Consider the following 26147-nt stretch of genomic DNA (forward strand, 5'->3'; position numbering starts at 1 on the left):
ACATGGTGTCATACACTGCGGGTTCAACTTAGCTTATATTTATGAAGGGATTTCCTTACTTCTAGGAATTGGAAGTTATAAATTGGTGTATTTTACAGAAAAATGGGGAATGATATCGCATATACACAGTTTGTGGGAACAGAGGTGGCAAGGATGGAGAACAACTATGAACACCTTTTATTTATAAAAGAGTTAGGTCGTCTAATAGAGGATTACGTTAACTGTTTCGATTCGAGGGTCAAAAGTGAAATTTTTAAAGATATCAAATTGCTGGGCAAGGCAATTGACCATTAATTAACTACTCAAAATAAAAATAATAAAACCGTCTGGTGGAATCCAGACGGTTTCTTTTTTGGAACAATGATGATTGGAGTGCCTGGAACGGAAATCAACAACCAAGATTAACAGAGCCTTGTTTTAAAAGGATGCACCTACGAGGGGCTTTGATGAAAACATATAGTTCTTATGATGGTAGCGAATGCTGTATATCAGTCCCATTGCAAACATATTTCCCATTAATGAACTGCCTCCGTAACTGATAAATGGAAGCGGAATGCCTGTAATCGGTAAAACTTGAATCGTCATTCCGATATTCTGAAAGACGTGAAAAGTAATCATGCTGATGACCCCGGCACAAATATAAGTATTGAAGGGATCGTTCGTATCTAAAGCTGTTTTCGTCAAATGGAAAATTAATAAGAAAAATAGGCTAATGACAAAGGCGCCGCCTACAAAACCGTATTCCTCCCCAATCACACTGAAGATAAAATCAGTATGACTTTCGGGAATATAAACTTCTCTGCCATTGAATCCTTTGCCTGTCATCATTCCCGAACCTATTGCCTGCATGGATTTTACAAGATGATAACCAGAACTGCTACCGTGGTTTTGTGGGTCAATCCAAGAATATATTCGATTAAATTGATAGGTCTTGACTCCAAGAGACTTTTCAAGAAGGTTAGGCATCCAAATAACAAGGTAAAGAATGAATCCTGCTATTGTCGCACCAAATCCATAAAGAGGGAAAATAATCTTCCACGAAATTCCCGATACCAATATCATCCCAGTAAGTATGGAAATGATCACAAGTGCGGTTCCGAGATCCGGCTGTTTCATGATGAGGCCAAGTGGCAAAGCTGTAGCGAAGCCTAATTTACATAATAAGATGAAATCTTTTCGAAGGGACTTTTCTTGGTGATATTCATGATGAGAGGAAATAATCTTGCCTAAAGTGATGATCAAGAAGACTTTAATGAACTCCGAAGGTTGTATAGAACCGATTCCTTTTAAAATAAACCAGCTTTTCGCACCATTTCGTACAGGTGCAATGCTTTCTGGTGCTACAATTAATACCAATAAGAGAAAGATTCCAAATCCGTAAAAAGTCCAGCTAAGTCGTTTAAATTGTTCACTATCAAATAGAAGTGAAAACGCGATGATTCCTGCTCCGACTACATACCAGAAGACTTGCTTCATAAGGAAGTTTTCCTCGTACTGAGCAGCTGCTTGAGCACTATAAATCGCAGCACAACTAACCAAAAAAAAGAGAAATAAAATGAGCGTTAAACTCCAGTCAAATTTATCAAGGGTTTTTTCTGTCTTTTCCACCAATCTCACCTGCCTACAACTTACATCCATCTATATCTTCATGCTATCAAACAAACGAAGATTTTTCATCCAAAATTTAACACAGAATAAATTCTTCACTCTATAAGACGAGGATGCCGAACAATTTGTTTCAAACTAGGTAAAATTGCCAGTGCCTGGAGCGCAAATTAACAGGCATGTTAATCAGAGTCTGATAAAACAAAAAAACGCGAATTCCAATTGGAATCGCGTTTTACATAAGATAGTTGATGAACATTGTGGCGATGCCAAAATACGTTACTAATGAAAAAATATCATTCAAAGTGGTAATGAACGGACCTGATGCTACTGCTGGGTCAATTTTTATTTTATAAAGAATGAGGGGGATAATTGTACCTGCTAATGTACCAATAATCAGCGTCAAGAATAGGGAAAAGCCGACGACAAGTCCTAAAACTGGGTTACCTTGCCAAAAGTAGGCGATCATACTGATCAGTATTCCGCACGTGATGCCAATGATTAATCCAACGCCAAATTCACGTCCAATGAGTTTCATGATTACTTTTTTATCAATATCATGAGTGATAAGTCCACGGACAACTACAGCAAGCGATTGTGTCCCGGTATTTCCTGTCATTCCCGAAATCATCGGCATGAAAAATGTCAGTGCGACAACTTTTTTTAATGTATCTCCATAACTGCTAATGATTTGACCCGATATAAGGCCTATAAAAAGTAAAAGAATGAGCCAAGGAAGACGGCGATAAGCAGCCACCCAAGCCTTTGTTTCAAAATCGATAGACTTACCAGACGCAGAAAGCTTTTCAATATCTTCGTTTGCTTCTTGGATGACGATGTCGATGATATCATCGACGGTAACAATACCTACAAGAACATTTTCATCATCAACGACCGGAATTGCCAGGAAATCGTAGCGTTCTGTCATACGCGCTACCTCTTCTTGGTCTGTTGTGACTGTAACAGATAGGACACGTTCATACATAATGTTACGAATGATTTCATCTGGATCAGCAACGAGTAAATCTCGATAGGAAACAACGCCAACTAGCTTGCGATCTCCATCTATGACATATAAGTAATTCAACGTCTCTGCAAATTCAACAAATGATTTGAGTTTATCGACCGCTTCGCGAACGGTATAGTAGTTTCTAATCCAGACGAAACGATTCGTCATGATCCTACCGGCAGTTTCAGGTGGGTAATTCATAATGTCCTGGACGATTTTAGACTCTTCTTTTTTCATTCCAGCCAATAGAGAAGAGATTTTTTCTGGAGATAACTCCTCCAAAAGGGAAGCGAGATCATCATTGTCCATTAAGTCCAAGACCTTACCGGACTTTTCAATTCCAAGCTTGTTTAACACTTCAAGCTGCTCTTCTTTATCTAATTCCTGCATTAAGTCTGCAAGCAAATCGATGTTGAGGAACAAGAGGAAGCGGATTTTATGCTTATGAGGTAGATTTTCATATATTTTAGCAACATCATATGGTTGTAACTCGTCGAGAATCGTCTGAAAGTCTTTTCGTTTGTTCTCTTTAAGTGCTTTGATTGTATATAAAGTAATTTGATCTTCAGTCATATTTTTTATCATTTTTGTCACGCTCCTCTCAGACGGGGCGTTTTCCCGTTTGTGACCACCTTCATTATATGAAAAGCGCACAGTTTTTTAAATGCTTCGGGAAAAAATAAAAGCCTAAGAAAGTATATTAAAAAAATAAGAGGACGAAAAGAAAAAAACTTATTTGTAATCGACTTGTAAAAAGATATATTTCCTGTTTTTTGATAGAATAAGGAGTGTTGAGTTGAAGAAGAACAGTTTTCGAGAAAGCTGTTAAGGGACGGGGGTAACAGTTTGAAAAAGCATAACCAAGACATGCGTGATTTAATATACGTGCATTTGAATCAAACCGATCAATCAGTTATGTCTTACGGCATTGAATTTCAGGAATTCTATTCTGCTTTTTCAGACTCGCTGAATCATTTGCTTCTTCTAAAGCACCGGTTTGATGACGGCGATTTTAATATGCACACACTGCTCGAATACGTTCCGCGCGACAGAATTGATAAACTGGCATCAGATAATGTTTATGGTTACGGAAACTTTTGCTGGATCGATTTTGCTGAAGTAGAGGGACTTAATGAATTGACAGGACAGGAAACGGCGGAGTTATTATACTTAGGTCACCTAAAACAGCATTTGAAAATCCCTTTTTATAACCAGTTGAACAATCGTTTTGCTTACTTGGCTCATGATGACGGCTGGTTTAATAAAACATATTATCGCAGTATGAAGGATTTTTATGATTTGCTCAGTATGGTAATAGCTTTGAAGTTGAGCCATCTAAAGTATGAAAAGTCCCTTTTCGGAATTAGGAAGAAGCGGACATACCCTGCAGTGAATAAGGAACTGCTTTTATCCCTAACCCCGCTCTTAAAAGAAGGGATTTGCTTCTCAATCCGTGATGCCGAAACGCAACGGGCAAAAGTTGAAATTCCTATTTGGATAATGGGCGATTTCGACAATATGGATGATATGTATGATGAGTATGAACAAATTTCGCGAACAAATTGTTATGCGAAGCTTGTTTTTGATAAAAAGACAAAAGAATGGAAACTGCAAGTTCTTTAAGCAAGAAGCGGACCTTTACGTCAGGGCCGCTTGTTTTCTTCTTTGGTGATTTTGTTAGGATGAGAGCCATTTTAACTTCTAAACTTAAGGGGTTTTAGTCCAACCCTATGTTTCATATATTAATAAAAAGGAAACAGTAAAGTTGGAAATAAAATCAGCAGGATACTCTCTTTCTTTTTTCAGGAAAGTGGTAAAATAAAACGTGTGAAAGACAATATGGAGGTTCGTTATGAAAACAAAACTTGGGTTATTATACGGCGGAAAATCCGCAGAACATAAAGTGTCCTTACAAACAGCGTTAGCAGTGATTAAAGCTTTGGATATGGAAAAATTCGAAATTCATCCAATTTACATAACAGAAGAAGGACGCTGGATCAAAGGTTCTCAATTACAAGCCCCTGCAGAAACGGTTCAGGAATTGGCTTTCTCAGGAAGCGAGACATTGTCACCAATGGCTTTAGCCCCTACTTTATTTACCGCTGATGAAAAGGGTGAATCGCTTGATGTAATCTTCCCGCTTCTTCATGGACCGAATGGTGAAGACGGTACCGTTCAAGGATTGCTCGAGTTGCTAAACTTACCTTATGTAGGTAATGGTGTTTTAGCATCTGCTGCCGGCATGGATAAAGTTATGATGAAAAATGTCTTTGCGCAAGCTGGATTAGGGCAAGTAAAATACGTTGATATTATCCGTAGCGAATGGGAAAAAGGGAAAGATGCGGCTTATGACCGCGTTGAATCAGAATTAGGCTACCCATGTTTTGTAAAGCCAGCTAACCTTGGGTCAAGCGTTGGTATCAGCAAATGCTCAAGCAGAGATGAATTGGAAGAGGCCTTCGTTGAAGCATTCCAATTTGATCGTAAGTTGATTATCGAAGAAGGCGTAGTTGCTCGTGAGATTGAAATTGCTGTACTTGGGAATGACGAACCTGAGTGTTCTGTTGCTGGGGAAATCGTTCCAAAGAAAGCTTTCTATGACTATAAAGCTAAATATGAGGATGGCGACACAGGATTGGTCATCCCTGCTGACATTACTGCTGAACAATATGGTGAAATGAAGGAAATGGCGATTGCTGCTTTCAAATCTCTTGATTGCTCAGGACTTGTCAGAGCGGATTTCTTCTTAACTAAAGAAGGTCGTATTGTCATTAATGAAGTAAATACGATGCCAGGTTTCACTCCATTTAGCATGTTCCCTCTGCTTTGGAAAGAAACAGGAATTGAATATCCTCAATTGATTGAGCGCCTTGTTAATCTTGCAAAAGAAAGACATGCAGAAAAGCAAAATATCAAACATACGATGTAAAAATTACAACGAAGATATACCTTGGAAACACGGCTTTCATGCCGTGTTCCTTCATTTTCAGATTAAGGAGGAAAGAGATGTTTAATAGAAGTGTGCAACAAATAAATGAAATGATTACTTTATTGAATGACGTAACGTCTTTTAATGAAGTGATGGTTCACGGCGTAACGATTGACTCCAGAAAGATTGAAAAGGGCAATTTGTTTGTTCCTTTCAAGGGAGAAAAGGTAGACGGGCACCAATATGTGGAAGATGCGATTAAAAATGGAGCGGCAGCGGCTTTTTGGCAGGAGGATGTGCCAAATCCGCCCATGCATTTGCCGATATTGATTGTTAAGGATTGTCTGATTGCCCTGCAGGAACTGGCGAAAAGTTATCGTCAGCAACTTTCAGTGAAAGTCATCGGAATCACGGGGAGCAATGGAAAGACCACTACAAAGGATATGATGGCCAACCTTCTTTCTATTCAATTCAAGGTGAAGAAAACGGAAGGGAATTATAATAACCACATCGGTCTTCCATTAACGGTGTTGCAATTAGAAGAAGATACTGAAATGGCTGTTTTGGAAATGGGGATGAGTGGTAAGGGTGAAATTGAATTCCTGACAAAATTGGCTCAGCCTGATGTGACGATTATTACCAATATAGGGGAATCTCATCTTCTTGATTTAGGGTCAAGAGACGGAATAGCGGAAGCGAAACTTGAGATTGCTGAAGGCTTAAGTGATGGCGGGCTCTTGGTTTATAATGGCGATGAACCGCTTTTAACGGAGAGAGTAAACAAGTTCGGCGAGCGTATTCGATTGCAAGCGTTTGGACGCAACGAAAACAATTACGTGTATCCAATTGACATTGAACAAAGTGATAGCGGTAACCATTTCAATATCAACTTATCCGAAGTACGCTTTTTCTTACCAGTATTAGGTACGCATAATATCTTAAACGCACTTGCAGCTATGTTGGTAGCCAAGGACTTAGGTATTCCTTTTGAAAAAATGAATGAAGGCTTATCTTCCCTAAAGCTTACGCAAATGCGGATGGAGTTAGTTGAAGGTGCAAATGGTGAAAAAATCATCAATGACGCATATAATGCCAGTCCGACATCCATGAAGGCAGCCATTGACCTTGTCTCGAACTTACCTGGTTATAAGAAAAAAATTCTCGTTTTAGGTGACATGCTTGAACTTGGACCACTAGAAGAAGAATTTCATATGCAAATCGGCGAGTCGCTCGAAGGCGAAAAAATCGATTTACTATTTACTTATGGTCAGTTAGGAAAATTGATCGCAAAAGGAGCCGAGAAGTCTCTTGGGAGTGGAAAAGTATATGTTTTTGAAGACAAATCCGCTCTGGCAAAAGAATTAACGCAAAAGGTTGATGGTCAAACGCTCGTTCTAGTAAAAGCATCACGTGGAATGAAACTCGAGGACGTTGTGACGAGTTTGCAGACTAAGACTGTACAATAATCCTTTAATTTAGGCTCTGTTAAAGACCAATGTTGATATTTTAGCTTAGTTGATTGTAGCGTAGGGGTGCGAGACTCCTCGAAAATGCTATCGCATTTCCTTCGTGCGTGGGATTATTCGAGGAAGCCTATTCAAAGTCCTGCGGGAAAAGCGGGTCAGGGGAGACCCCGCAGGAGTGAAGCGACGAGGAGGCTCCCGAACCGCCCAAGAAGAATTTGCCCTTGAAAAAGCCGGCATTAGGGCTTTTTCATAATTCGTCAGCGGAAAGCGAGTGCCCTGGAGCGAAAATCAACAACCAAGTTTAACAGAGCCTTAATTTAAATATTTTTCATTATTCCCTTATGCACGATCAAAAAGAAGGTTGGATTTTTGCATAAGGGGTATAATGGGATATGGTGGTTCACCTTAAAGAAAATCATGATGATGAGGAATAAAATATGATCGGGTGTTTATGTATTCACGGTTTTACCGGTGGACCTTGTGAAGTTGAACCACTTGTTGATTATTTACGTCAACACACAGATTGGACTTTTAGCGTTCCAACTTTACCAGGTCATGGTGATCCACTTTCTTTAAAAGGCGTTTCTTATATGAAATGGATTGAACATGCGGAAGCTGAATTAAAGAAACTTCTTTCAAATTGCGAGCAAGTTTATGTGGTTGGCTTTTCGATGGGTGGGCTAATTGCCAGTTATTTAGCAGCAAATTACCCAGTGGACAAGCTTGTTCTGCTCAGTGCAGCTGCCAAATATATGAATCCCCGCCAAATGGCCTCAGATTTAAAGCTTATCTTAAATGATTCACTCCGAGGAAACTTGCGGGACAATGAATTATTCCAACGCTATCGACGAAAGATAAGGGAAACACCTCTCACTGCAACTTTACAATTTAAAAGTCTTGTTAGCCACACACTCCCGCATCTTAGGCGTATTGACGTTCCTACCTTTATTGCTCAGGGAGAAAGTGATGGCATCGTTCCTCCTAAGAGCGCGGAATACTTATACGAAAACATTGGGGCGAACGAGAAGAAAATCCGTTTTGTTAAGGATTCAAAACATCATATTTGTCATTGCGAGGAAAAAGACGCCCTATTTTCCGAAGTGATGGACTTTTTAAAAGGATGACACACTGCATTCACAATTGTATCCTTTTATTGCAATTGAACATGGAAGATGGTATGATTATCATCAAAGTGTCTAGAGATTAATTTTAAAATTAGGGCATGCTCCTTCTTGGAGAATGTCTTTTTTTGCTAAAGTGACTAAATATCACTTTTTCGAACTTTTTCATTTAAGTTTTGTTTGATAAGGTGACCATTAGCATACAGGTGCTTAAAACTTAAAAATATATATTGAGATAGAAGAAGGAGAATGAAAACATTGACAAAGTTTGAAGATTTAGGCCTTAGCCAGGCTACCCTTAAGTCAGTTCTAAAGATGGGGTTTGAAGAAGCTACACCAATTCAAGCGCAAACCATTCCAATGAGCTTAAAAAATATTGATTTGATCGGACAAGCGCAAACTGGAACGGGAAAAACGGCTGCATTTGGAATTCCTTTGGTAGAAAAAATTGATACAACTAAAGATTTCATTCAAGGGATTGTTGTTGCTCCAACTCGTGAACTTGCTATTCAAGTTTCAGAAGAGTTATACAAAATCGGTTCTGGTAAAAGAGTAAAGGTTCTTCCAATTTACGGTGGACAAGACATTAGCCGTCAAATTCGTTCTCTTAAGAACAATCCACATATCATCGTAGGAACACCTGGACGTATTATTGATCATATCAATCGTAAGACGCTTAAGTTGGGTAGTGTTCATACAGCAATTCTTGACGAAGCGGATGAAATGCTGAATATGGGCTTTATTGAAGATATTGAAGCGATTCTATCTGAAGTACCAACAGACCGTCAAACAGTACTTTTCTCTGCTACAATGCCAGCTCCAATTCAAAGAATGGCTGAAAAATTCATGAAGGAACCTCAAATCATTCGTGTACAAGCGAAAGAAATGACTGTTCCGTTGATTGAGCAGTATTATATTGAAGTACAAGAGAAGAACAAATTCGACGTTCTTACAAGACTTCTTGATATTCAATCACCTGAATTAGCAATCGTTTTCGGAAGAACTAAGCGTCGTGTAGATGAGTTGTCTGAAGCGCTTATTCAAAGAGGATACATGGCTGAAGGAATTCATGGTGACTTAAGTCAGGCGAAGCGTATGTCTGTTCTTCGCAAGTTTAAAAATGGTTCGGTTGATATCCTAGTTGCAACAGACGTTGCTGCGCGTGGATTGGATATTTCAGGCGTTTCTCACGTTTATAACTTTGACATTCCGCAAGACCCTGAGAGCTATGTTCACCGTATCGGACGTACTGGCCGTGCGGGTAAAGAAGGTATGGCAATCATGTTCATGACTCCAAGAGAGAAGTCATACTTGTCAGTTGTAGAACGCACAACGAAGCGTAAAATGGAAAAGATGGCTGCTCCAACTCTGGATGAGGCACTTGAAGGTCAACAAAAAGCAGTTGTAGATAAAATTCTTGCAACAATCGATACAAATAACCTTCAATATTACAAGCGTGCAGCTACTGAGTTGTTAGAGTCTAACGATGCTCAAACTGTTGTTGCAGCAGTATTGAAAATGTTGGTAAAAGAACCAGACCAAACTCCGATCAAACTTACAGAAGAAGTTTCTCACGTCAAGAGAGACCGCAAGCCACAAGATCGTAAGCGCAGCGGTGGTGGAGATTCAAGAGGCGGATATGATCGTCGTAAGAAAGCTCCTGTAAAATCAGGTAGAACTGGTGAAAAACGCGGAACAGGCAAACCAAGAACACATAATCGTTCTGTTTAATATATAAATGGTGAGAGCATAGGATATGAATCCTGTGCTCTTTTTGTATATAGCGATTTTTCCTGATGACCAAAGGGGCATACTATCCTGTAAAAGGCAAAGGAGTGTTCTTATGACCATCATCAAATTGGGATATGTCGCAATGAGTGTTCATCTCCAAAATTGTTCTCCTTCCCAAACGATGACATATACTCAATTTCAAAAAATAAGCGATCGAGAAGCGGCATTGAAAAAGCTTGAACGCATCGCTATCTCTAATCTTGAAAATTGCCTACGCCTTTTAAAACATAATGCAGCGCATGATATTCACTTTTTTCGATTAAGTTCTAAATTGATTCCCCTTGCTAACCATGAGGAATTAATGGATTGGAAATACATGCGACCTCTGAAAGATGCCTTAAAAAACATAGGGGAATACATAAAGGTTCATCCTATGAGAATAGACTTTCATCCGGATCACTTTGTTGTCTTGAATACTAAGCGTGATGATACGCTAAAAATGTCGATTAAGACTTTGGCGATGCATGAAGCACTTTTGCGGGGAATGAAAATTGAACCACAGCATCGGTGTGTTTTGCATGTTGGAGGAGTATATGATGATCGTGAGGAAGCTTTGGAACAATTTATCGATAACTGGAGCGACATCCCGAAGGTGATACAGAAAATGATTATCCTTGAAAATGATGATACCTCTTTTACGCTCGATGATACTTTGTATTTATGTGAAAAGCTTGAAATACCTCTTGTTTTTGATTATCATCACCATCTTGCCAACAAGGGAACTGCACCTTGGGAAAAACAATGGGAAAACGTTGTAGACACTTGGAAAAATTCTTTGTTGCCAGTTAAAATGCACATTTCAAGCCCGCGGTCTGAAAAAGATTTTAGAGCGCATTCAGACTATATTGATCCGGTAATGTTTATGGACTTTTTGAAAGTAGTAAAAGGATCTGTTGACGAAATACATTGCATGATTGAGGCGAAACAAAAAGATGAGGCGCTTTTCAGACTGGCTGAGGACTTAAATGAGATTGAAGGTGTAGAGAGGATTGATCAATCGAGTTTCCTTTTAAAATAACTTTTGTTTTCTAATGCCTGTTCAGTTATCGGAATGTATACTAACCTATAGGTAATGAAAGATACAAATAGTGGTATCGATCAAAGAATTTAGTTTCACTTGGAATTTGCAAAGCTGGTTAGAACCTTCGGATTAACCAGCTTTGTCCTTGGTCATTTTTGCACTTTGTTGATTGGAGCGGAAATCAACAGGCAAGTTTATCAGAGCCTAAGAGAAAGAGAGATTGGTATAGAACTTAGGCTTAAATAAGGAAAGGTTTCCTTATGCTTCTGCTTTTAGAAAGTTGTTTTCTTGCCAGAAAACGATAATAATCCGATGATAAAACCTGCTAAAAAGCCAAATAAATGGGCAACAATGTTAACGTTTGGTTGAATAAACGTCATCACAAGACTGATGACTGCCAAACTAAGGATAAGTTGTGAATTTGGTTTTGTCATCCAACCTTTTCGGAAAAGAATGATGCTAATATAAAAGCCAAAAATGCCGAATATAGCTCCGCTCGATCCGACATGCGTGTACGTTAGTGGTTCTAGGAAAAGGGTAGCTACATTTGCAGTAATTCCTGCAATGATAAAAACCAGTAAAAATTTAGTTTTACCAATCATTGTTTCTAATGCAGGGCCAAATAAAATGAGCGAAAAACAATTGAATAGCAAGTGAGAGAAGTTAGCGTGTAAGAACAAGGGAGTTAATAGACGCCAATACTCTCCTTCCCATATGAACAAATTAACGCCAGCGAACTTCACTAGCAACCATTCATTTGATAGTAAATCGGTTGAGAATAAAAAGGCGATTATTTGAATGGCAACAATAAGGGTAACAATCGGATATAAGCGAATGAATTCGCGAAAACTTTCGGTTCTTGTAAACATTTTTAGCCTCCTCAAGGAAAAGTGATATGGCTATTACCATTATATCTTAGCCGAATATAAGCTATAAAATCATGTTTGTACAACAATATGTATGACTTAAGTCAATTTAATAGAAGGAGGTAAACATATGATAACTGGCATAGGCATCGATATTATTGAACTAAAAAGAATTGAAGAAATGATGAATCGTCAAAAGAAGTTCAGTTCCAGAATTCTTACCGAAACAGAAATACTTGAGTTTGAAGCTTTGTCTAGTCGCCGTAAAGTGGAATACTTAGCTGGCAGATTTTCTGCGAAAGAAGCGTATTCAAAGGCTATCGGAACAGGAATTGGCCAACAGCTTTCCTTTTTAGATATTGAAGTGAGTAAAGATGAAAAAGGGAAGCCTTACATCTCAAAACCAAAATCCAAAGGTGTTCATCTTTCCATCTCTCATAGTCATGAATACGCAGTTGCGCAAGTCATCATTGAGGGATAGTTTTTTTATAAAATATCAAAAGCTTGTCAATCGAATGAGCATATTCCCTTAGGTTGTCTCATATATTCGTAGTGCAATAGGAGAGACAAGTTAGAAGGTGTAATCGATGGTCGGAAATCCTCTAGATGTTAGGGAGCGTAGTTCTGGACATTGAGTGTAACCATTTTTCTCTCCGAAACCACACTTGAAATGAGACAAGAAGGGGTTGGAAAAATGAAGAAAAAGTGGATGTTGCTTCTCACCGGGCTGATGGTTATTTTCATCTTATCTGCCTGTGGCTCCAAATCGCAGGATGATGTGGTGAAGGAGTTGAATGGTAAGATTGGAGATTTGTCCGGCTATAAAGCAAATGCAAAAATGACGCTTAAGATGGGAACGGATTCTCAGGTGTACAATGTGGAAATCTGGCATAAAGACCCAACATTCTATCGTGTGAATCTAAAGAATGCAAAAAAAGACCAAAGTCAAATGATTTTGCGTAACGATGAAGGAGTCTTTGTTCTGACTCCAGCGCTAAACAAAAGCTTTAGGTTCCAAAGTGACTGGCCACAAAATAGCAGCCAAGCTTACTTGTATGAATCTCTGATAAAAGACATTCTGGAAGACAAAGAAGCGAAATTTTCTTCTACCAAAGATCATTATGTGTTCGAAACAAAGACAAGATATCAAAACAATAAGATGCTACCGGTCCAAGAAATCAAACTTAATAAAAAGGATCTAACACCGGCAAGTGTAAAAATCATGGATGTTGATCGCAATGCACTTGTAACGGTTGTATTCTCCAAGGTTAAATTAGATGCAAGCTTTAATAAAGATGATTTTGAAATGCAAAAGAATATGACGCGCGCTCAAATTGGTCTTCCTGCAATGGCGGAAGCGGGAGATAAGGCTTTCTCTGTCAAGTATCCAATTGCTGAAATTAAAGGTGTAGATTTAATCGAAGAGAAGGCGATGGATACTGAAGAAGGTAAGCGTGTTGTATTGACATATGACGGGGAAAAATCATTCACTCTTATTCAAGAGAAAGCTGTAACTAAGACTGCTGCGGCTTCACCAACATTTGTAAAAGGGGACCCTGTTGACTTAGGATTTACTATTGGTGCCATTTCTGGTCACTCCATCAAATGGTCTTATGACGGTGTCGATTTCATGCTAGCCTCAAACGACCTTTCTCCAGATGAAATGGTTATGGTTGCTCGATCTGTCCAAGGTGATATGGTTAAATAAGAAATACCCGTAAAGGCTCTTATTCATAGGGGCCTTTTCTTTGTGTCTGTTCATATTATATGAGAATAAAACAAGGAGAATTGTCTAGCGGCATCAACGTATGAAACTAATCATTTAATTAGCTGAATTATATTTGACTTTTGACTGGTTGGGGCTAATAATCGTAATAAAACAAACGCGCCCTCGTAAGATAGTTTAGAAGGTTAAGGAAGTGGAGTAATGGAAGAACAAGGATTTTTCTATAGGGATACATGGGCAGAAATTGATTTAGATGCCATTTCAGATAACATTACGGCAGTGAAAGGTCATATACCTGAAACTGTGGATATCATTGCGGTTATAAAGGCCAATGCATATGGTCATGGAGATATTCAAGTAGCTGAAACTGCACTTCAAGCTGGTGCCAAGTATCTGGCAGTTGCTTTCATGGACGAAGCTATCGCTTTAAGGAAAAAGGGAACAACAGCTCCCCTCCTCGTATTAGGGGCAACCAGACCAGAAGATGTTGCCATTGCAGTAGATCATGACATCACACTCACAGTTTTTTACTATGAATGGTTAACGGAAGCACTACCATATCTCGGTGAAGATGACCAGCTCGCCATCCACGTCAAGTTAGACACAGGAATGGGAAGACTTGGTGTGAAGGAACCAGCGGAATTAAAGTCCATAGAAAAGAAGTTGATAGAAGAAAAACGATTTAAATTTGAGGGGATATTTACGCATTTTGCAACTGCGGATGAAACCGATCGATCTTATGTGGAAAAGCAATTAACCCGTTTCAACGAAATGCTGGATGTGCTGGATGAAAAACCAGCCTATATACATGCAGGCAACAGTGCAACTGCATTACGATTCCCTCATGCACATTTCAATGCAGTGAGGTTAGGGATTGTTATGTACGGACTAACCCCTTCGTTAGAAATAGAACCAGAACTTCCTATCCCTTTAACAGAAGCATTCTCATTGCATTCAAGGCTTGTTCATGTGAAAAAGCTTCAAAAGGGTGAGAAGGTTAGCTATGGTGCGACATACGAAGCGAAAGAGGATGAATGGATTGGGACGATACCAATTGGTTATGCGGATGGATGGATTAGAGGGTTACAAGGGCAGGAAGTACTTGTCGCTGGGAAGCGAGCTCCGATTGTCGGAAGGATTTGTATGGATCAATGTATGGTTAAGCTTCCTAATGAGCTTGCTATCGGCGAGAGAGTAACCTTGATAGGGGATCAAGCCGAAGAGACCATTTCAATAAACGAAGTTGCGAAAAAATTAGAAACCATTAATTATGAAGTCCCTTGTATCATTTCAAACCGTGTTCCCCGTTTGTTTAAAAAAGGCCAACGGATTGTAGATCTCAAGAACTCCATCCTTCAAGGATAGTGAATTAGATTGGGAAAAAGATATTTTTATCATAACCATGCATAAAGATTTGTTTTTAAAGCGGATAATACAGTAGAAATTGCTGAATGCCCTTTGCTTTAGGCTTCATTCGTGGTATTATTAAAAATGGTAGAGAAAAATGGTGTGTAGTGATGGTGGAGGTGTATGTTTGTGTCTGAGTCCAGCGCAACAACGGAAATCTTAGTGAAATTACCGCAACATCTTTTAACCGAGTTAGATGGTTTTGTTAAACAGGAAAACGTCAATCGCAGTGATTTTATTTATCAGGCAACAAAGATGTACCTACGCGAACGTAAAAAGAGACAAATTCGCGAAGCCATGAGACGTGGCTATATGGAAATGGCTAAAATAAATTTAAGAATTGCATCAGAAGCATTTCTGGCAGAATATGAGGCAGAACACACAGTCGAACGTCTAGTAAGCGGGGGATAATCCTTTGATTGTCAAACGTGGTGACGTTTATTTTGCAGACCTATCCCCAGTTGTTGGTTCTGAGCAAGGAGGAGTCCGTCCTGTTCTTGTCATTCAAAACGACATCGGGAACCGGTTTAGTCCCACAGTAATTGTTGCGGCGATCACAGCTCAAATTCAAAAGGCTAAGTTACCGACACATGTTGAAATTGATGCGAAGCGCTACGGATTTGAACGAGACTCTGTCATTTTACTAGAGCAAATTCGAACAATCGATAAGCAGCGGTTAACCGATAAGATTACCCATCTCGATGACGAAATGATGGAAAAGGTGGATGAAGCCTTGCAAATCAGTTTAGGTCTCATCGAATTCTAACATAAGATTACGCTCTTTAAGGAAAGAGCGTTTTTTTATACATAATCGATTCATACATCCAACCTCATATGTCCTGTAAAGACAAGCATTCGACGGCTTGTCTTTTATTTTTTTATAAAAAAATAAAAAAGAGGTTTAATAGGTAAAATAAAGGGTAAAAAAGAAAGTCGCAATTTGTAAAAAACGATTATCGTTAAAGTTGACGAGATTCATTTATTTGTTTTAAATGAAAATAGAAAGCGGAATTATGACTATTTTTCAAAAATTGAGTTACTGTTAATAGATTTGAAATTCAAAAGGTATCCTAGTGCTAGGAATGGGGAGGATGGAATGAACAAATTAATACTGAATTATGTAACCGAGAATTACGAAGAAATTTTAAATGATTGGATAGAAAGTACGAAAGAAGGAGCGGATGACCGAGTTTTAAGAGTGATCTCGGACAATGTTTTTTTAGCAACGAGCCGAGAATATCTTGATATGATCATCTCGAATATTAAGGGTGTTAAAGAAGAGTATTCTAACCGCTTGATTGATTTTGCTGAGAAAATCATCCGTCTTGGCTGGCCTCTCCACTTTGTAACTGAAGGGTTAAGCAGTTTTGGTCGAATTGTATTCGAAGGCATGCAGGAAAAAGGGATTGTCACACCAGAAAATCAATTGGAGATCATCTATGAATTTGATAGCTGGATGAGACCTTTGAATAATGAACTTGTAAATACGTATTCCAGAACTTGGGAAAGAACGGTATCCCTGCAAAAAATTGCACTGCAAGAGCTTTCTGCCCCGTTAATTCCTGTTTTTGAGGGAATTACGGTCATGCCTTTGGTTGGTACAATTGATACAGAAAGAGCAAAGCAAATCATGGAAAATCTTTTGAATGGTGTAGTAAAGCACCGTTCAGAAGTAGTACTTATTGATATTACAGGTGTTCCTGTTGTAGATACGATGGTTGCACATCATATCATTCAGGCTGCGGAAGCTGTTCGCCTTGTTGGAGCGAAATGTATGCTTTGTGGAATAAGGCCTGAAATAGCCCAAACAATTGTAAATCTAGGTATTGATTTAAATAAATTTACGACAAAGAACACATTGAAAAAAGGGATTGAAGCAGCGTTGGAAATGACTTCACGCAAACTTGTTAAAATGGAGGGAGCAAATTGAGAATACCTATCTTAAAATTGCACGATTGTTTGTTAGTCTCGATTCAATGGGAATTGGATGACCAAACGGCCCTTCAGTTTCAAGAAGATCTTCTTCATAAGATTCATGAGACGAGTGCAAATGGTGTAGTAATTGATATCACGTCAATTGATTTTATAGATTCTTTTATTGCCAAAGTTTTAGGTGATGTAATTAATATGTCTAAACTGATGGGAGCAAAAGTTGTTATTACAGGCATTCAACCAGCGGTTGCCATCACGCTTATTGAATTGGGCATTGGCTTGGAAGATGTCCTAACAGCTTTAGACTTAGAAAAAGGTTTGGAGAAATTACAACAGGAATTGGGGGATTGACTGTATGAATAATCAATCCTGCGTAAAAATAATAAACGAATGGGACATCGTAGCTGCACGCCAGCTGGGTCGCAATGTCGCAAAGGAGCTTGGTTTTGGAATTGTAGACCAAGCGAGAATCACGACTGCAATCAGTGAGTTGGCGAGAAACATCTACTTATATGCCGGCCAAGGACAGGTTTGCATAGAAAAAGTCTATGACGGCGGAAAAGCGGGATTGCGAATTGGAGCAACTGACAGCGGACCTGGAATTAGCGATATAAGGCAAGTAATGGAAGATGGTTTTACCACATCTGGTGGGTTAGGAGCAGGCTTGCCTGGTGTAAAAAGACTCATGGATGAATTCAGCATAGATTCTTCACCAGGGCATGGGACAGATATACAAGCCACTAAATGGCTCCGTTAGGGGGAGAAACGGCTATGGACTTCCGAGAAATGATGGAGTCAAAGTATCGGGATATTTTGATTAAGTATATAACCGAACAATCCGAACAATCTTTATATCAGGGACAAAAATTTAGCAGACAATCTATTGAACATAAAATTTCTCCAGAAGAAATCATCAACCTTCATAAGAGTTTATTGTTTGAACTCTATCCAGAGGTACCTGAAAGTGTCATGCATTCCTTCGATATTCTGTTGGAAGTTATGATGGGGTACGGAGTAGCTTACAGAGAACATCAAAGCCTAAGAAGTCAACAACTTGAACTTAGAACGGAAATGGAAATCGCAGCAAATGTACAACAGACATTGTTGGGAACTTCCATTCCGAAGGTCAAGGGCCTTGATATTGGTGCGTTAAGTGTTCCGGCTAGACATATGAACGGGGATTATTATCACTTCGTCCATGATGAATCGAACTGTATTAATGTAGCAATTGCTGATGTAATCGGCAAAGGGATTCCTGCTGCTCTTTGTATGTCCATGATTAAGTATGCGATGGATAGTCTTCCAGAGCATCGTCATAATCCTAATGAGGTGCTTGAAAATTTAAATCGTGTTGTTGAACAAAACGTTGATCCAAGCATGTTCATTACGATGTTTTATGGCATGTATAACGTAAGGAATCATACTTTTTATTATTCTTCTGCTGGTCACGAACCAGGTTTTTACTATGATGCTTCTAAAGATGAATTTTCAGATTTGGAAGCAAAGGGACTCCTATTAGGTATCGAGAAAAAGACGAAATATCGACAATATGAAAAAGAAATCCAACCTGGAGACATGATTGTATTGATGTCAGATGGTGTTACAGAATGCAGAACCGAGGAAGGTTTTCTTGAAAAGGACTCCTTGATCCAATATATAAAGAAGTACATGCATCTTGAGGCCCAAGAAATTGTGGCTAATATTTATAGAGAACTTGAAAAACTACAACATTTTCAATTACGTGATGACTTTACATTAATTATCTTAAAAAGGAATGTTTAATCCTTAGATAGTTGGGGTAAATGTAAAAAGCGTGATTGATATAAAAAGGGTGGGTCTTTTATGAATATTAATTTAGATATGAATGAAAATGATGGGATTGTGGAAGTTCAGGTAGAAGGAGAAATCGATGCTTATACAGCTCCGAAGCTTCGTGAAGCAGTTTTCCCTCTTTCGGAAAAAGAAAATGTAAAAATGACGATAGATTTAACTGGTGTATCTTATATGGATAGTACTGGTTTAGGTGTTATTGTTGGAGTTTTCAAGTCTGTACGTGCCCATAATGGCGAATTTAAACTTGTTGGTCTTTCTGACCGTTTAAAGAGACTTTTTGATATAACAGGTCTTGCAGATATAATCGACATAAATAGTGAGATAGAAGGTGGAGTTAAATGAATCAAGCCTTTGATTACATTGAGATGAAAATTCCGGCTAAGCCAGAGTTTGTTGGAGTGATTCGTCTTACTTTATCGGGGATTGCCAGCAGAATGGGCTTTTCCTATGATGACCTTGAAGATTTGAAGATTGCAACAAGCGAAGCTTGTACGAATGCCGTGCAACATGCATATAAGAAAAATGAACAGGGTGAAGTCAAAATCGGCTTCGGACTATATGCAGACCGTTTAGAAGTTATGGTTGCGGATAGTGGTGTAAGTTTTGATTTTGAATCCGCGAGAAAAGGGATTGGACCTTATGGCGAAAATGACTCTGTTGAGTTTTTACGCGAAGGAGGTCTAGGTCTATATCTAATTGAGACGTTGATGGACGAAGTAAGAATCCATCAAAAAGAAGGTGTTACAGTCTTTATGACTAAATACCTTGAAGGAGAGCAGGTGGAGATCGATGCCGAAACAATCTCAACCTAAACAGGCGAAACAAGAAACAAATGATCTAATCAAGGCGTATCAACTCTATCAAGATTCCGAAGCTCAGGAGAAATTAGTTATCCAGTACAAAAGCCTGGTTGAGACGATAGCAAGGAAATATTCAAAGGGTCGTTCTTTCCATGAAGATATCGTACAGGTAGGGATGATTGGTTTATTGGGAGCGATTCGCCGATATGATGAAACTTTCGGTAAAAGTTTCGAGGCTTTTGCTGTTCCAACCATAATTGGAGAAATAAAACGATTCTTGCGTGATAAAACTTGGAGTGTACATGTTCCACGTCGTATAAAGGAACTAGGTCCAAAAATAAAGACAGCAGTCGAAGATCTTACGACAAAACTCCACCGGTCTCCTAAGGTTGAGGAAATTGCGGAACTGTTGGAAGTATCGGAAGAAGAAGTGTTAGAAGCGATGGAGATGGGGAAAAGTTATCAAGCCCTATCTGTGGATCATTCTATTGAAGCGGATTCTGACGGTGGAACTGTGACATTGCTTGATATCGTGGGAAGTATTGATGAAGGTTATGAAAAAACGAATCAGAGACTCGTATTGGAAAAAGTGCTTCATGTACTGACGGATCGTGAGAAGAGCATCATCCAATATACGTATCTTGAAAACTTGAGTCAAAAAGATGCTGGGGATATGCTTGGAATATCACAAATGCACGTTTCAAGGCTACAGAGAAGGGCGATTAAGAAGCTTCAAGAAGCTATTAATGCGGAAACAACTAACTCGGAGTGCCTTTCATGAACCATTTATCCAAAGACAACATAGAAGTTTTTGCTCATCAGTCTTCTAAAGAGGGTAAAGCTTTTTGTGGCGATAGTTACTATTACACGGCAACAGATGACTATTTTGTCTGTATTCTTGCAGATGGACTTGGCAGTGGAAAGTATGCTTTTGAAGCTTCTTCTGCTGCTGTAGCTATTGTTGAAAATCATCATCATGAAGACGTGGATACTTTAATGAGGCTTTGCAATCAGTCGATGCTTGCGAAAAGGGGCGCGGCTGTCTCTATTTTAAAAATTTACTTCCAATCTAGAGAATTTGTCTATAGTTGCGTAGGCAATATAAGGTTTTTCTTGTATTCGCCCCAAGGTAAACTCACATATCCATTACCGGTTACAGGTTATTTATCCGGCAGGCCTCAGACATATCATACGCAGCGTTTTTCCTATGCGCCTCAATCTAAATTCTTAATTTTTTCCGATGGTTATGAACTTCAAGGTATTAAAACATTACTTAATGGAGTCTTGCCAACAGAAACGATTGCAAATGAAATTAGAACAAATCATACAAGAGCGAATGATGATTCAACATTTATTATTGGAAGCTTACTCTAAAGGTAAGCTTCTTTTTATTATGGCTCTGTTAAACATGGTTGTTGATTTTCGCTACAGGGCACTCGCTTTCCGCGGGCGGTTCGGGAGCCTCCTCGTCGCTTCACTCCTGCGGGGTCTCCCTTGACCCGCTTTTCCCGCAGGAGTCTCGCACCCTTACGCTACAATCAACAAAGCTAATAAATCGACATTGGTCTTTAACAGAGACTTTGGTATAGATTTCCATTGTTCAGTAATGGTAATAATGAAAACGAAGCATGCATTTGTTACAATAAGGGATAAGACGTTGATAAAGCGGAGGTAATTATGGAAGAAAAATTAACGGACAAGCAAGAACAACATTTAAAGTTGATTGCAACGGAACAGAATTTTTCGATCAAACAAGTGCGCAATGTTATTTCCATGTTAAAAGAGGGGAATACGGTTCCGTTTATGGCGCGTTATCGTAAAGAGCAAACCGGTGCATTGGATGAAGTGCAGATTCGGGATATTATTGAACGTTGGCAATATATCGGAAACTTGGAACAAAGAAAAGATGAAGTTATCCGTTTGATTGGTGAACAAGGGAAATTAACGGATGAATTGCAATCTCAAATTGAAAAGGCATTAAAGTTACAAGAAATCGAAGACTTATATCGTCCATATAAGCAAAAGCGAAGAACGAAAGCAACGATTGCGAAAGAAAAAGGTCTAGAACCTTTTGCGGATTGGTTAATGACTTTTCCTCGTGAAGCTAATATAGAAGCAAAAGCAACCGAATTTATTTCGGAGGAAAAAGAAGTACTATCTGTTGAGGATGTCATAACAGGTGCTAAAGATATCATTGCCGAACGAGTATCTGATGACGCAGATGGACGTAAGTGGATAAGAACAGAGACATTCAAAAAGGGTACGGTCCAATCTGTAGTTAAGGACGAGAGTAAAGACGAGAAAAAAGTATACGAAATGTACTATGAATATGAGGAGCCGGTAAATCGCATTGTGCCTCATCGTGTTCTAGCCCTGAACCGTGGTGAAAATGAAGACGTTCTTCGTGTAGCTATAAAGGTAGAAGCCGACTTTATACATAAATACCTTTCGAAAAAATGGGTCAAGTATTTGAATTCGCCAACTGCAAATATTGTGATGGAAGCAGTGGAAGATGGGTATAAACGCCTTATTCAACCATCTATTGAACGAGAAATTCGCAATGAGTTGACTGAAAAAGCCGAGGAACAAGCAATCCATATCTTTTCTGAGAATTTAAGAAATCTTTTGCTGCAGCCTCCGTTAAAAGGGAAAGTAGTACTTGGGGTCGATCCAGCTTATCGTACAGGATGTAAGTTAGCAGTTGTGGATGAGACGGGTAAACTTCTTAAGATTGATGTGATTTATCCGCATAAACCAGTGGCAAAAGAAAAAGAGGCGAAGGCTAAATTTATTCAAGTAGTAAAGGATTGCGGAGTTGAGATGGTGGCAATCGGGAACGGTACAGCTTCCCGTGAAACAGAACAATTTGTATCTGAGATCCTGAAAGAGTTAGATAGGGAAATTTACTATATTATCGTTAACGAAGCGGGAGCGAGTGTTTACTCGGCTTCAGATCTTGCGCGCGAAGAATTTCCCAACTTACAAGTTGAAGAGCGAAGCGGTGTCTCAATCGCTCGACGTCTACAAGACCCGCTTGCGGAATTGGTGAAAATTGACCCTAAATCAGTTGGAGTTGGTCAATATCAACATGACGTTTCACAAAAGAAACTATCAGATTCCTTAACGTTTGTTGTTGAAACGGCTGTTAACCAGGTAGGGGTAAATGTAAATACTGCGTCTTCCTCGCTTCTTCAATATGTAGCAGGATTATCGAAGACGGTGGCTAACAATATTGTTAAAAAGCGTGAGGAAGAAGGAAAGTTTACGAGTAGGGCGCAATTGAAAAAGATTCCTCGACTAGGGGCTAAAACGTATGAGCAGGCTATCGGATTCTTACGAGTGGTTGGTGGAAAAGAACCGCTTGATCGCACGGGGATTCATCCTGAAAACTATTCAGAAGTTAAGGCGCTCTTAACAAGTCTAGGATTTACAACAAAAGATTTGGGTTCTGAAGCTTTGGTTAGTTCGTTGAATAAACTGGATTTACAAGCAACTTCCCAAGCGTTGAATATTGGGGAACTGACACTGAAAGATATCATTGAAGCTCTAGTAAAGCCTGAACGAGACCCGCGTGATGAACTTCCGGCACCGCTTCTAAAAAAAGACGTTCTTAAAATGGAAGACTTGAAGCCTGGGATGGAACTACAAGGGACAGTTAGAAACGTAGTTGATTTCGGTGCATTTGTGGACATCGGAGTAAAGCAAGATGGGCTTGTCCATATTTCTAAGATCAGAAGGCAATTTGTAAAGCATCCAATGGATGTTGTATCCGTTGGTGACGTTGTAACCGTGTGGGTAGATTCAGTTGATACAAGCAAAGGAAGAGTATCATTGACGATGTTATCCCCTGCAGAATAATGGTGTAGGCTTGTCCTTATTACAATAAAGAAAAACGAGGGCTGTTCTTATGATCAGTCCTTCGTTTCTTTAGAAACAAGATCTTTCTTTCTGTAAAAAAACCAGCATTGGTTTAGTAGTTTGATTTGATAGCGATCTTTTTCATAGAAAGCTCTTTTCATTTGATTGCGAAACCATGTTGGCATAAACGAACCTCCTAGTCGAAATCACTCTGTTATGGCCAAGGGAAGGTATGTTCATATCCTTAAAATCCATGTGGATTCTTCAGTTTATGCTATAATAGGTTGTCATGTTCATGATTAAAGTGGGGCGGGAATATTGGAAGAACGAGAACTTCAAAGGTTAGTTGAAAACATATCGATTGAGTTTTTCGCTAAGCCGTTTCGACATAAAGCTATTTTTAATCCGAAATTAAGAACAACGGGTGGACGTTATTTATTACGTTCACACAATATAGAGATAAATAAGAAGTACTTAGAACAATTGGGTCATGATGAACTGGTAGGGATCATTAAACATGAGCTTTGCCATTATCACCTTCATATTGAGAAAAAAGGTTACCAGCATAGGGATGCGGATTTTAGAGAGTTATTAAAAAGGGTGGGTGCGCCACGTTTTTGTAGTAAGCTACCCGAATCTTTGCCTAAAAAAAGAAGTGTGAAAATCATTATTTATCGTTGCAGTGGTTGCGGCCTGCAGTATAAACGGAGAAGGGCAATGGATACATCCCGCTACGTATGTGGAAAGTGCAGAGGTAAATTAGTGAAGTTATTGGAATGGAAAGAGGAGTAAATCTTTGAATCCATATAATATAGATGATATTTTCCACGTTGTATAAAGGGTAACAATTTCTGGAAATGCGATTATATCTGACTTTAAAAAACGGAGAAAAATTAATGTGAAATCGTCTTGACTTTCATATTAGTCCTCATTATAATGTAAAGAGTCGATAAGGTGCTTCGCATCCTCGACTAAGCCAAATAAATGTATACCATTTAATTATTCCGCAGTAGCTCAGTGGTAGAGCATTCGGCTGTTAACCGAACGGTCGTAGGTTCGAGTCCTACCTGCGGAGCCATTATGGGGAAGTACTCAAGAGGCTGAAGAGGCGCCCCTGCTAAGGGTGTAGGTCGGGTAACCGGCGCGAGGGTTCAAATCCCTCCTTCTCCGCCAGATATATTTTATAAAAATGGCCCCTTGGTCAAGCGGTTAAGACACCGCCCTTTCACGGCGGTAACACGGGTTCGAATCCCGTAGGGGTCACTTTGATATTTTAAAAAGATATGAAATTTGGTTCTGTGGTTTCATGGACAAACTTCATTCTTAAATATGGTCCCGTGGTGTAGCGACGAGCGACACTACAGTGAATAAGCTACGAGTTGTCTCGACGCATCCGCTTCTTTGTAAAGGCAAGCAGAGGAAGAGACAGTTAATAAGTAAATTCGGAGCATGGACAAACTCACTTTTATGTTACGGTCCCGTGGTGTAGCGGTTAACATGCCTGCCTGTCACGCAGGAGATCGCCGGTTCGATCCCGGTCGGGACCGCCACTTTTCTTATAAACTTATGTATAATGTAAGAAGTAAATGAGAAAAGTAATCTAGTGTAACAAATTCAAATTAATGGGCTATAGCCAAGCGGTAAGGCATCGCACTTTGACTGCGACATGCGTTGGTTCAAATCCAGCTAGCCCAGCCATTTTTTATGAACATCTGACCTTCTAGTTTAGTATTCTAAAAGAAATGAGCCATTAGCTCAGTTGGTAGAGCAACGAGCGTTTCTTCTATGAGAAGCTGCGAGTTGTGGAGTTTACGTCTTGTAAAGAGGTAAACGGAACATCTGACCATCTAGTTAAGGGTGCAAATGAGCATGAGCCATTAGCTCAGTTGGTAGAGCATCTGACTTTTAATCAGAGGGTCGAAGGTTCGAGTCCTTCATGGCTCACCATTTAAATATCGCGGGTGTGGCGGAATTGGCAGACGCACTAGACTTAGGATCTAGCGCCGCAAGGCGTGGGGGTTCGACTCCCTTCACCCGCACCATTAAATTAGTCCTTGCAATATAGCAGGATAGATGATAAGATTGTCTTTGTCGCTAATCTAATGCGGTCGTGGCGGAATGGCAGACGCGCTAGGTTGAGGGCCTAGTGGGGGCAACCCCGTGGAGGTTCAAGTCCTCTCGGCCGCACCAAAAAAAGTGTTGACAAAACAAAATGACTTTTATATAATAATAAAGTCGCTTATAAGAAATGCGCCCGTAGCTCAATTGGATAGAGCGTCTGACTACGGATCAGAAGGTTATGGGTTCGACTCCTTTCGGGCGCGCCATTTTTATAACGGGAAGTAGCTCAGCTTGGTAGAGCACTTGGTTTGGGACCAAGGGGTCGCAGGTTCGAATCCTGTCTTCCCGACCATGCGAGTTCTCTCAATAATATATGCGGGTGTAGTTTAATGGTAAAACCTCAGCCTTCCAAGCTGATGTCGTGAGTTCGATTCTCATCACCCGCTCCAAATTGTTCCTTGAAAACTAAACAAACAAAAATGTCAACAAAACAAGTAATAACAAGTGAAGGCAACTTCGTTGCTGGAACTTGCCAGAGTTAGTAATTGAGCTAATCTCACTCTTTATCGGAGAGTTTGATCCTGGCTCAGGACGAACGCTGGCGGCGTGCCTAATACATGCAAGTCGAGCGGATTGATGGGAGCTTGCTCCCTGATATCAGCGGCGGACGGGTGAGTAACACGTGGGCAACCTGCCTGTAAGACTGGGATAACTTCGGGAAA

At 39.6% G+C, this 26147-nt stretch carries 26 protein-coding genes, 11 tRNA genes and 1 rRNA gene; 34 read left to right on the top strand and 4 right to left on the bottom strand.

Going from position 1 to position 26147, the window contains the following annotated elements; translation table 11 throughout:
* Positions 1–153 precede the first annotated feature (153 nt).
* Positions 154–294: a hypothetical protein gene (locus BMZ31_RS20515; RefSeq protein ID WP_175480308.1), complete on the top strand. Its 141-nt coding sequence runs from the start codon at positions 154–156 to the stop codon at positions 292–294.
* 123 nt (positions 295–417) lie between these two features.
* Here the strand turns inward: BMZ31_RS20515 and BMZ31_RS18785 are convergent, their stop codons facing one another.
* On the bottom strand, positions 418–1608 hold the full coding sequence (locus tag BMZ31_RS18785) for an FtsW/RodA/SpoVE family cell cycle protein (protein ID WP_254778926.1): 1191 nt from the start codon (positions 1606–1608) through the stop codon (positions 418–420).
* Positions 1609–1840: 232 nt separating this feature from the next.
* Positions 1841–3199: a magnesium transporter gene (gene mgtE / locus BMZ31_RS18790; RefSeq protein WP_090833467.1), complete on the bottom strand. Its 1359-nt coding sequence runs from the start codon at positions 3197–3199 to the stop codon at positions 1841–1843.
* A gap of 261 nt (positions 3200–3460) precedes the next feature.
* Here mgtE and BMZ31_RS18795 point away from each other — a divergent pair, with 261 nt between their 5' ends.
* From BMZ31_RS18795 to uvsE, 6 genes are all read left to right on the top strand, one after another.
* Positions 3461–4237, top strand: a complete 777-nt coding sequence (locus BMZ31_RS18795) for a hypothetical protein (protein ID WP_090833468.1) — start codon at positions 3461–3463, stop codon at positions 4235–4237.
* Positions 4238–4466: 229 nt separating this feature from the next.
* Positions 4467–5543 (top strand): D-alanine--D-alanine ligase, encoded by a 1077-nt coding sequence (locus BMZ31_RS18800; protein WP_090833469.1) that lies wholly within the window; start codon positions 4467–4469, stop codon positions 5541–5543.
* A 77-nt stretch (positions 5544–5620) separates the two neighbouring features.
* Positions 5621–7009 carry a UDP-N-acetylmuramoyl-tripeptide--D-alanyl-D-alanine ligase gene (gene murF / locus BMZ31_RS18805; protein WP_090833470.1) on the top strand — a complete coding sequence of 463 codons (1389 nt, stop codon included), beginning with the start codon at positions 5621–5623 and terminating at the stop codon, positions 7007–7009.
* A 437-nt stretch (positions 7010–7446) separates the two neighbouring features.
* Positions 7447–8133: an alpha/beta hydrolase gene (locus tag BMZ31_RS18810; protein ID WP_090833471.1), complete on the top strand. Its 687-nt coding sequence runs from the start codon at positions 7447–7449 to the stop codon at positions 8131–8133.
* 255 nt (positions 8134–8388) lie between these two features.
* Entirely contained in the window at positions 8389–9861 is a 1473-nt protein-coding gene (locus tag BMZ31_RS18815) for a degradosome RNA helicase CshA (RefSeq protein ID WP_090833472.1), read from the top strand.
* Between the two features lie 112 nt (positions 9862–9973).
* The gene (uvsE, locus tag BMZ31_RS18820) at positions 9974–10939 is read left to right on the top strand and encodes a UV DNA damage repair endonuclease UvsE (protein ID WP_090833473.1); all 966 of its coding nucleotides are present in this window, start codon (positions 9974–9976) and stop codon (positions 10937–10939) included.
* A 275-nt stretch (positions 10940–11214) separates the two neighbouring features.
* On the opposite strand, the gene BMZ31_RS18825 is transcribed toward uvsE, so the two are convergent.
* The gene (locus BMZ31_RS18825; protein ID WP_090833474.1) at positions 11215–11811 is read right to left on the bottom strand and encodes a rhomboid family intramembrane serine protease; all 597 of its coding nucleotides are present in this window, start codon (positions 11809–11811) and stop codon (positions 11215–11217) included.
* Between the two features lie 127 nt (positions 11812–11938).
* Between BMZ31_RS18825 and acpS the strand changes: the two genes are divergently transcribed.
* From acpS to BMZ31_RS18895, 14 genes are all read left to right on the top strand, one after another.
* Positions 11939–12289, top strand: coding sequence for a holo-ACP synthase (gene acpS / locus BMZ31_RS18830; RefSeq protein ID WP_090833475.1), 351 nt, complete (start codon positions 11939–11941; stop codon positions 12287–12289).
* A gap of 213 nt (positions 12290–12502) precedes the next feature.
* The gene (locus BMZ31_RS18835) at positions 12503–13516 is read left to right on the top strand and encodes a LolA family protein (protein ID WP_090833476.1); all 1014 of its coding nucleotides are present in this window, start codon (positions 12503–12505) and stop codon (positions 13514–13516) included.
* A 219-nt stretch (positions 13517–13735) separates the two neighbouring features.
* Positions 13736–14899, top strand: coding sequence for an alanine racemase (gene alr, locus BMZ31_RS18840; protein WP_090833477.1), 1164 nt, complete (start codon positions 13736–13738; stop codon positions 14897–14899).
* Between the two features lie 171 nt (positions 14900–15070).
* Positions 15071–15352, top strand: a complete 282-nt coding sequence (locus BMZ31_RS18845; protein ID WP_090833478.1) for a CopG family ribbon-helix-helix protein — start codon at positions 15071–15073, stop codon at positions 15350–15352.
* Between the two features lie 4 nt (positions 15353–15356).
* Complete coding sequence (gene ndoA, locus BMZ31_RS18850) at positions 15357–15707, top strand: type II toxin-antitoxin system endoribonuclease NdoA (RefSeq protein WP_009795787.1); 351 nt, start codon at positions 15357–15359, stop codon at positions 15705–15707.
* Positions 15708–16037: 330 nt separating this feature from the next.
* The gene (locus tag BMZ31_RS18855; RefSeq protein WP_090833479.1) at positions 16038–16871 is read left to right on the top strand and encodes an RsbT co-antagonist protein RsbRA; all 834 of its coding nucleotides are present in this window, start codon (positions 16038–16040) and stop codon (positions 16869–16871) included.
* Positions 16868–17224, top strand: coding sequence for an STAS domain-containing protein (locus BMZ31_RS18860; protein ID WP_090833480.1), 357 nt, complete (start codon positions 16868–16870; stop codon positions 17222–17224). Before BMZ31_RS18855 ends, BMZ31_RS18860 begins: the two co-directional genes overlap by 4 nt.
* A 4-nt stretch (positions 17225–17228) precedes the next feature.
* The gene (locus BMZ31_RS18865; RefSeq protein ID WP_090833481.1) at positions 17229–17630 is read left to right on the top strand and encodes an anti-sigma regulatory factor; all 402 of its coding nucleotides are present in this window, start codon (positions 17229–17231) and stop codon (positions 17628–17630) included.
* A 14-nt stretch (positions 17631–17644) separates the two neighbouring features.
* Positions 17645–18655 carry a PP2C family protein-serine/threonine phosphatase gene (locus BMZ31_RS18870; protein ID WP_090833482.1) on the top strand — a complete coding sequence of 337 codons (1011 nt, stop codon included), beginning with the start codon at positions 17645–17647 and terminating at the stop codon, positions 18653–18655.
* Between the two features lie 60 nt (positions 18656–18715).
* Positions 18716–19048, top strand: coding sequence for an anti-sigma factor antagonist (locus BMZ31_RS18875; RefSeq protein ID WP_090833483.1), 333 nt, complete (start codon positions 18716–18718; stop codon positions 19046–19048).
* On the top strand, positions 19045–19518 hold the full coding sequence (rsbW, locus tag BMZ31_RS18880; protein WP_090833484.1) for an anti-sigma B factor RsbW: 474 nt from the start codon (positions 19045–19047) through the stop codon (positions 19516–19518). The genes BMZ31_RS18875 and rsbW overlap by 4 nt, the downstream gene beginning before the upstream one ends.
* Positions 19496–20287: an RNA polymerase sigma factor SigB gene (gene sigB / locus BMZ31_RS18885; RefSeq protein ID WP_090833485.1), complete on the top strand. Its 792-nt coding sequence runs from the start codon at positions 19496–19498 to the stop codon at positions 20285–20287. Before rsbW ends, sigB begins: the two co-directional genes overlap by 23 nt.
* Positions 20284–20880, top strand: coding sequence for a PP2C family serine/threonine-protein phosphatase (locus tag BMZ31_RS18890; RefSeq protein WP_090833486.1), 597 nt, complete (start codon positions 20284–20286; stop codon positions 20878–20880). Before sigB ends, BMZ31_RS18890 begins: the two co-directional genes overlap by 4 nt.
* Positions 20881–21183: 303 nt before the next feature.
* Positions 21184–23364 (top strand): Tex family protein, encoded by a 2181-nt coding sequence (locus BMZ31_RS18895; RefSeq protein ID WP_090833487.1) that lies wholly within the window; start codon positions 21184–21186, stop codon positions 23362–23364.
* Positions 23365–23417: 53 nt separating this feature from the next.
* Here the strand turns inward: BMZ31_RS18895 and cmpA are convergent, their stop codons facing one another.
* Positions 23418–23549 carry a cortex morphogenetic protein CmpA gene (cmpA, locus tag BMZ31_RS18900; RefSeq protein ID WP_090833488.1) on the bottom strand — a complete coding sequence of 44 codons (132 nt, stop codon included), beginning with the start codon at positions 23547–23549 and terminating at the stop codon, positions 23418–23420.
* A gap of 133 nt (positions 23550–23682) precedes the next feature.
* On the opposite strand from cmpA, the gene BMZ31_RS18905 reads away from it, so the two are divergent.
* From BMZ31_RS18905 to BMZ31_RS18965, 13 genes are all read left to right on the top strand, one after another.
* Positions 23683–24156 carry a SprT family protein gene (locus BMZ31_RS18905; protein WP_090833489.1) on the top strand — a complete coding sequence of 158 codons (474 nt, stop codon included), beginning with the start codon at positions 23683–23685 and terminating at the stop codon, positions 24154–24156.
* A 211-nt stretch (positions 24157–24367) separates the two neighbouring features.
* Positions 24368–24442: transfer RNA gene (locus tag BMZ31_RS18910), tRNA-Asn, on the top strand.
* Between the two features lie 4 nt (positions 24443–24446).
* A tRNA-Ser gene (locus BMZ31_RS18915) sits at positions 24447–24537 on the top strand.
* Between the two features lie 18 nt (positions 24538–24555).
* A tRNA-Glu gene (locus BMZ31_RS18920) sits at positions 24556–24627 on the top strand.
* Positions 24628–24838: 211 nt separating this feature from the next.
* Positions 24839–24914 (top strand) — tRNA-Asp (locus BMZ31_RS18925).
* A gap of 73 nt (positions 24915–24987) precedes the next feature.
* Positions 24988–25062, top strand: a tRNA-Gln gene (locus BMZ31_RS18930).
* A gap of 173 nt (positions 25063–25235) precedes the next feature.
* Positions 25236–25311: transfer RNA gene (locus BMZ31_RS18935), tRNA-Lys, on the top strand.
* Positions 25312–25321: 10 nt separating this feature from the next.
* Positions 25322–25406: transfer RNA gene (locus BMZ31_RS18940), tRNA-Leu, on the top strand.
* Between the two features lie 62 nt (positions 25407–25468).
* Positions 25469–25554 (top strand) — tRNA-Leu (locus BMZ31_RS18945).
* A gap of 60 nt (positions 25555–25614) precedes the next feature.
* Positions 25615–25691, top strand: a tRNA-Arg gene (locus BMZ31_RS18950).
* A 9-nt stretch (positions 25692–25700) separates the two neighbouring features.
* Positions 25701–25777, top strand: a tRNA-Pro gene (locus BMZ31_RS18955).
* Positions 25778–25800: 23 nt separating this feature from the next.
* Positions 25801–25874: transfer RNA gene (locus BMZ31_RS18960), tRNA-Gly, on the top strand.
* Positions 25875–25988: 114 nt separating this feature from the next.
* Positions 25989–26147 (top strand): 16S ribosomal RNA (locus tag BMZ31_RS18965); the annotation flags it as partial.

It is taken from the genome of Bacillus sp. cl95 (assembly GCF_900115925.1).
Taxonomy (GTDB): Bacteria; Bacillota; Bacilli; order Bacillales; family Cytobacillaceae; genus Neobacillus_A.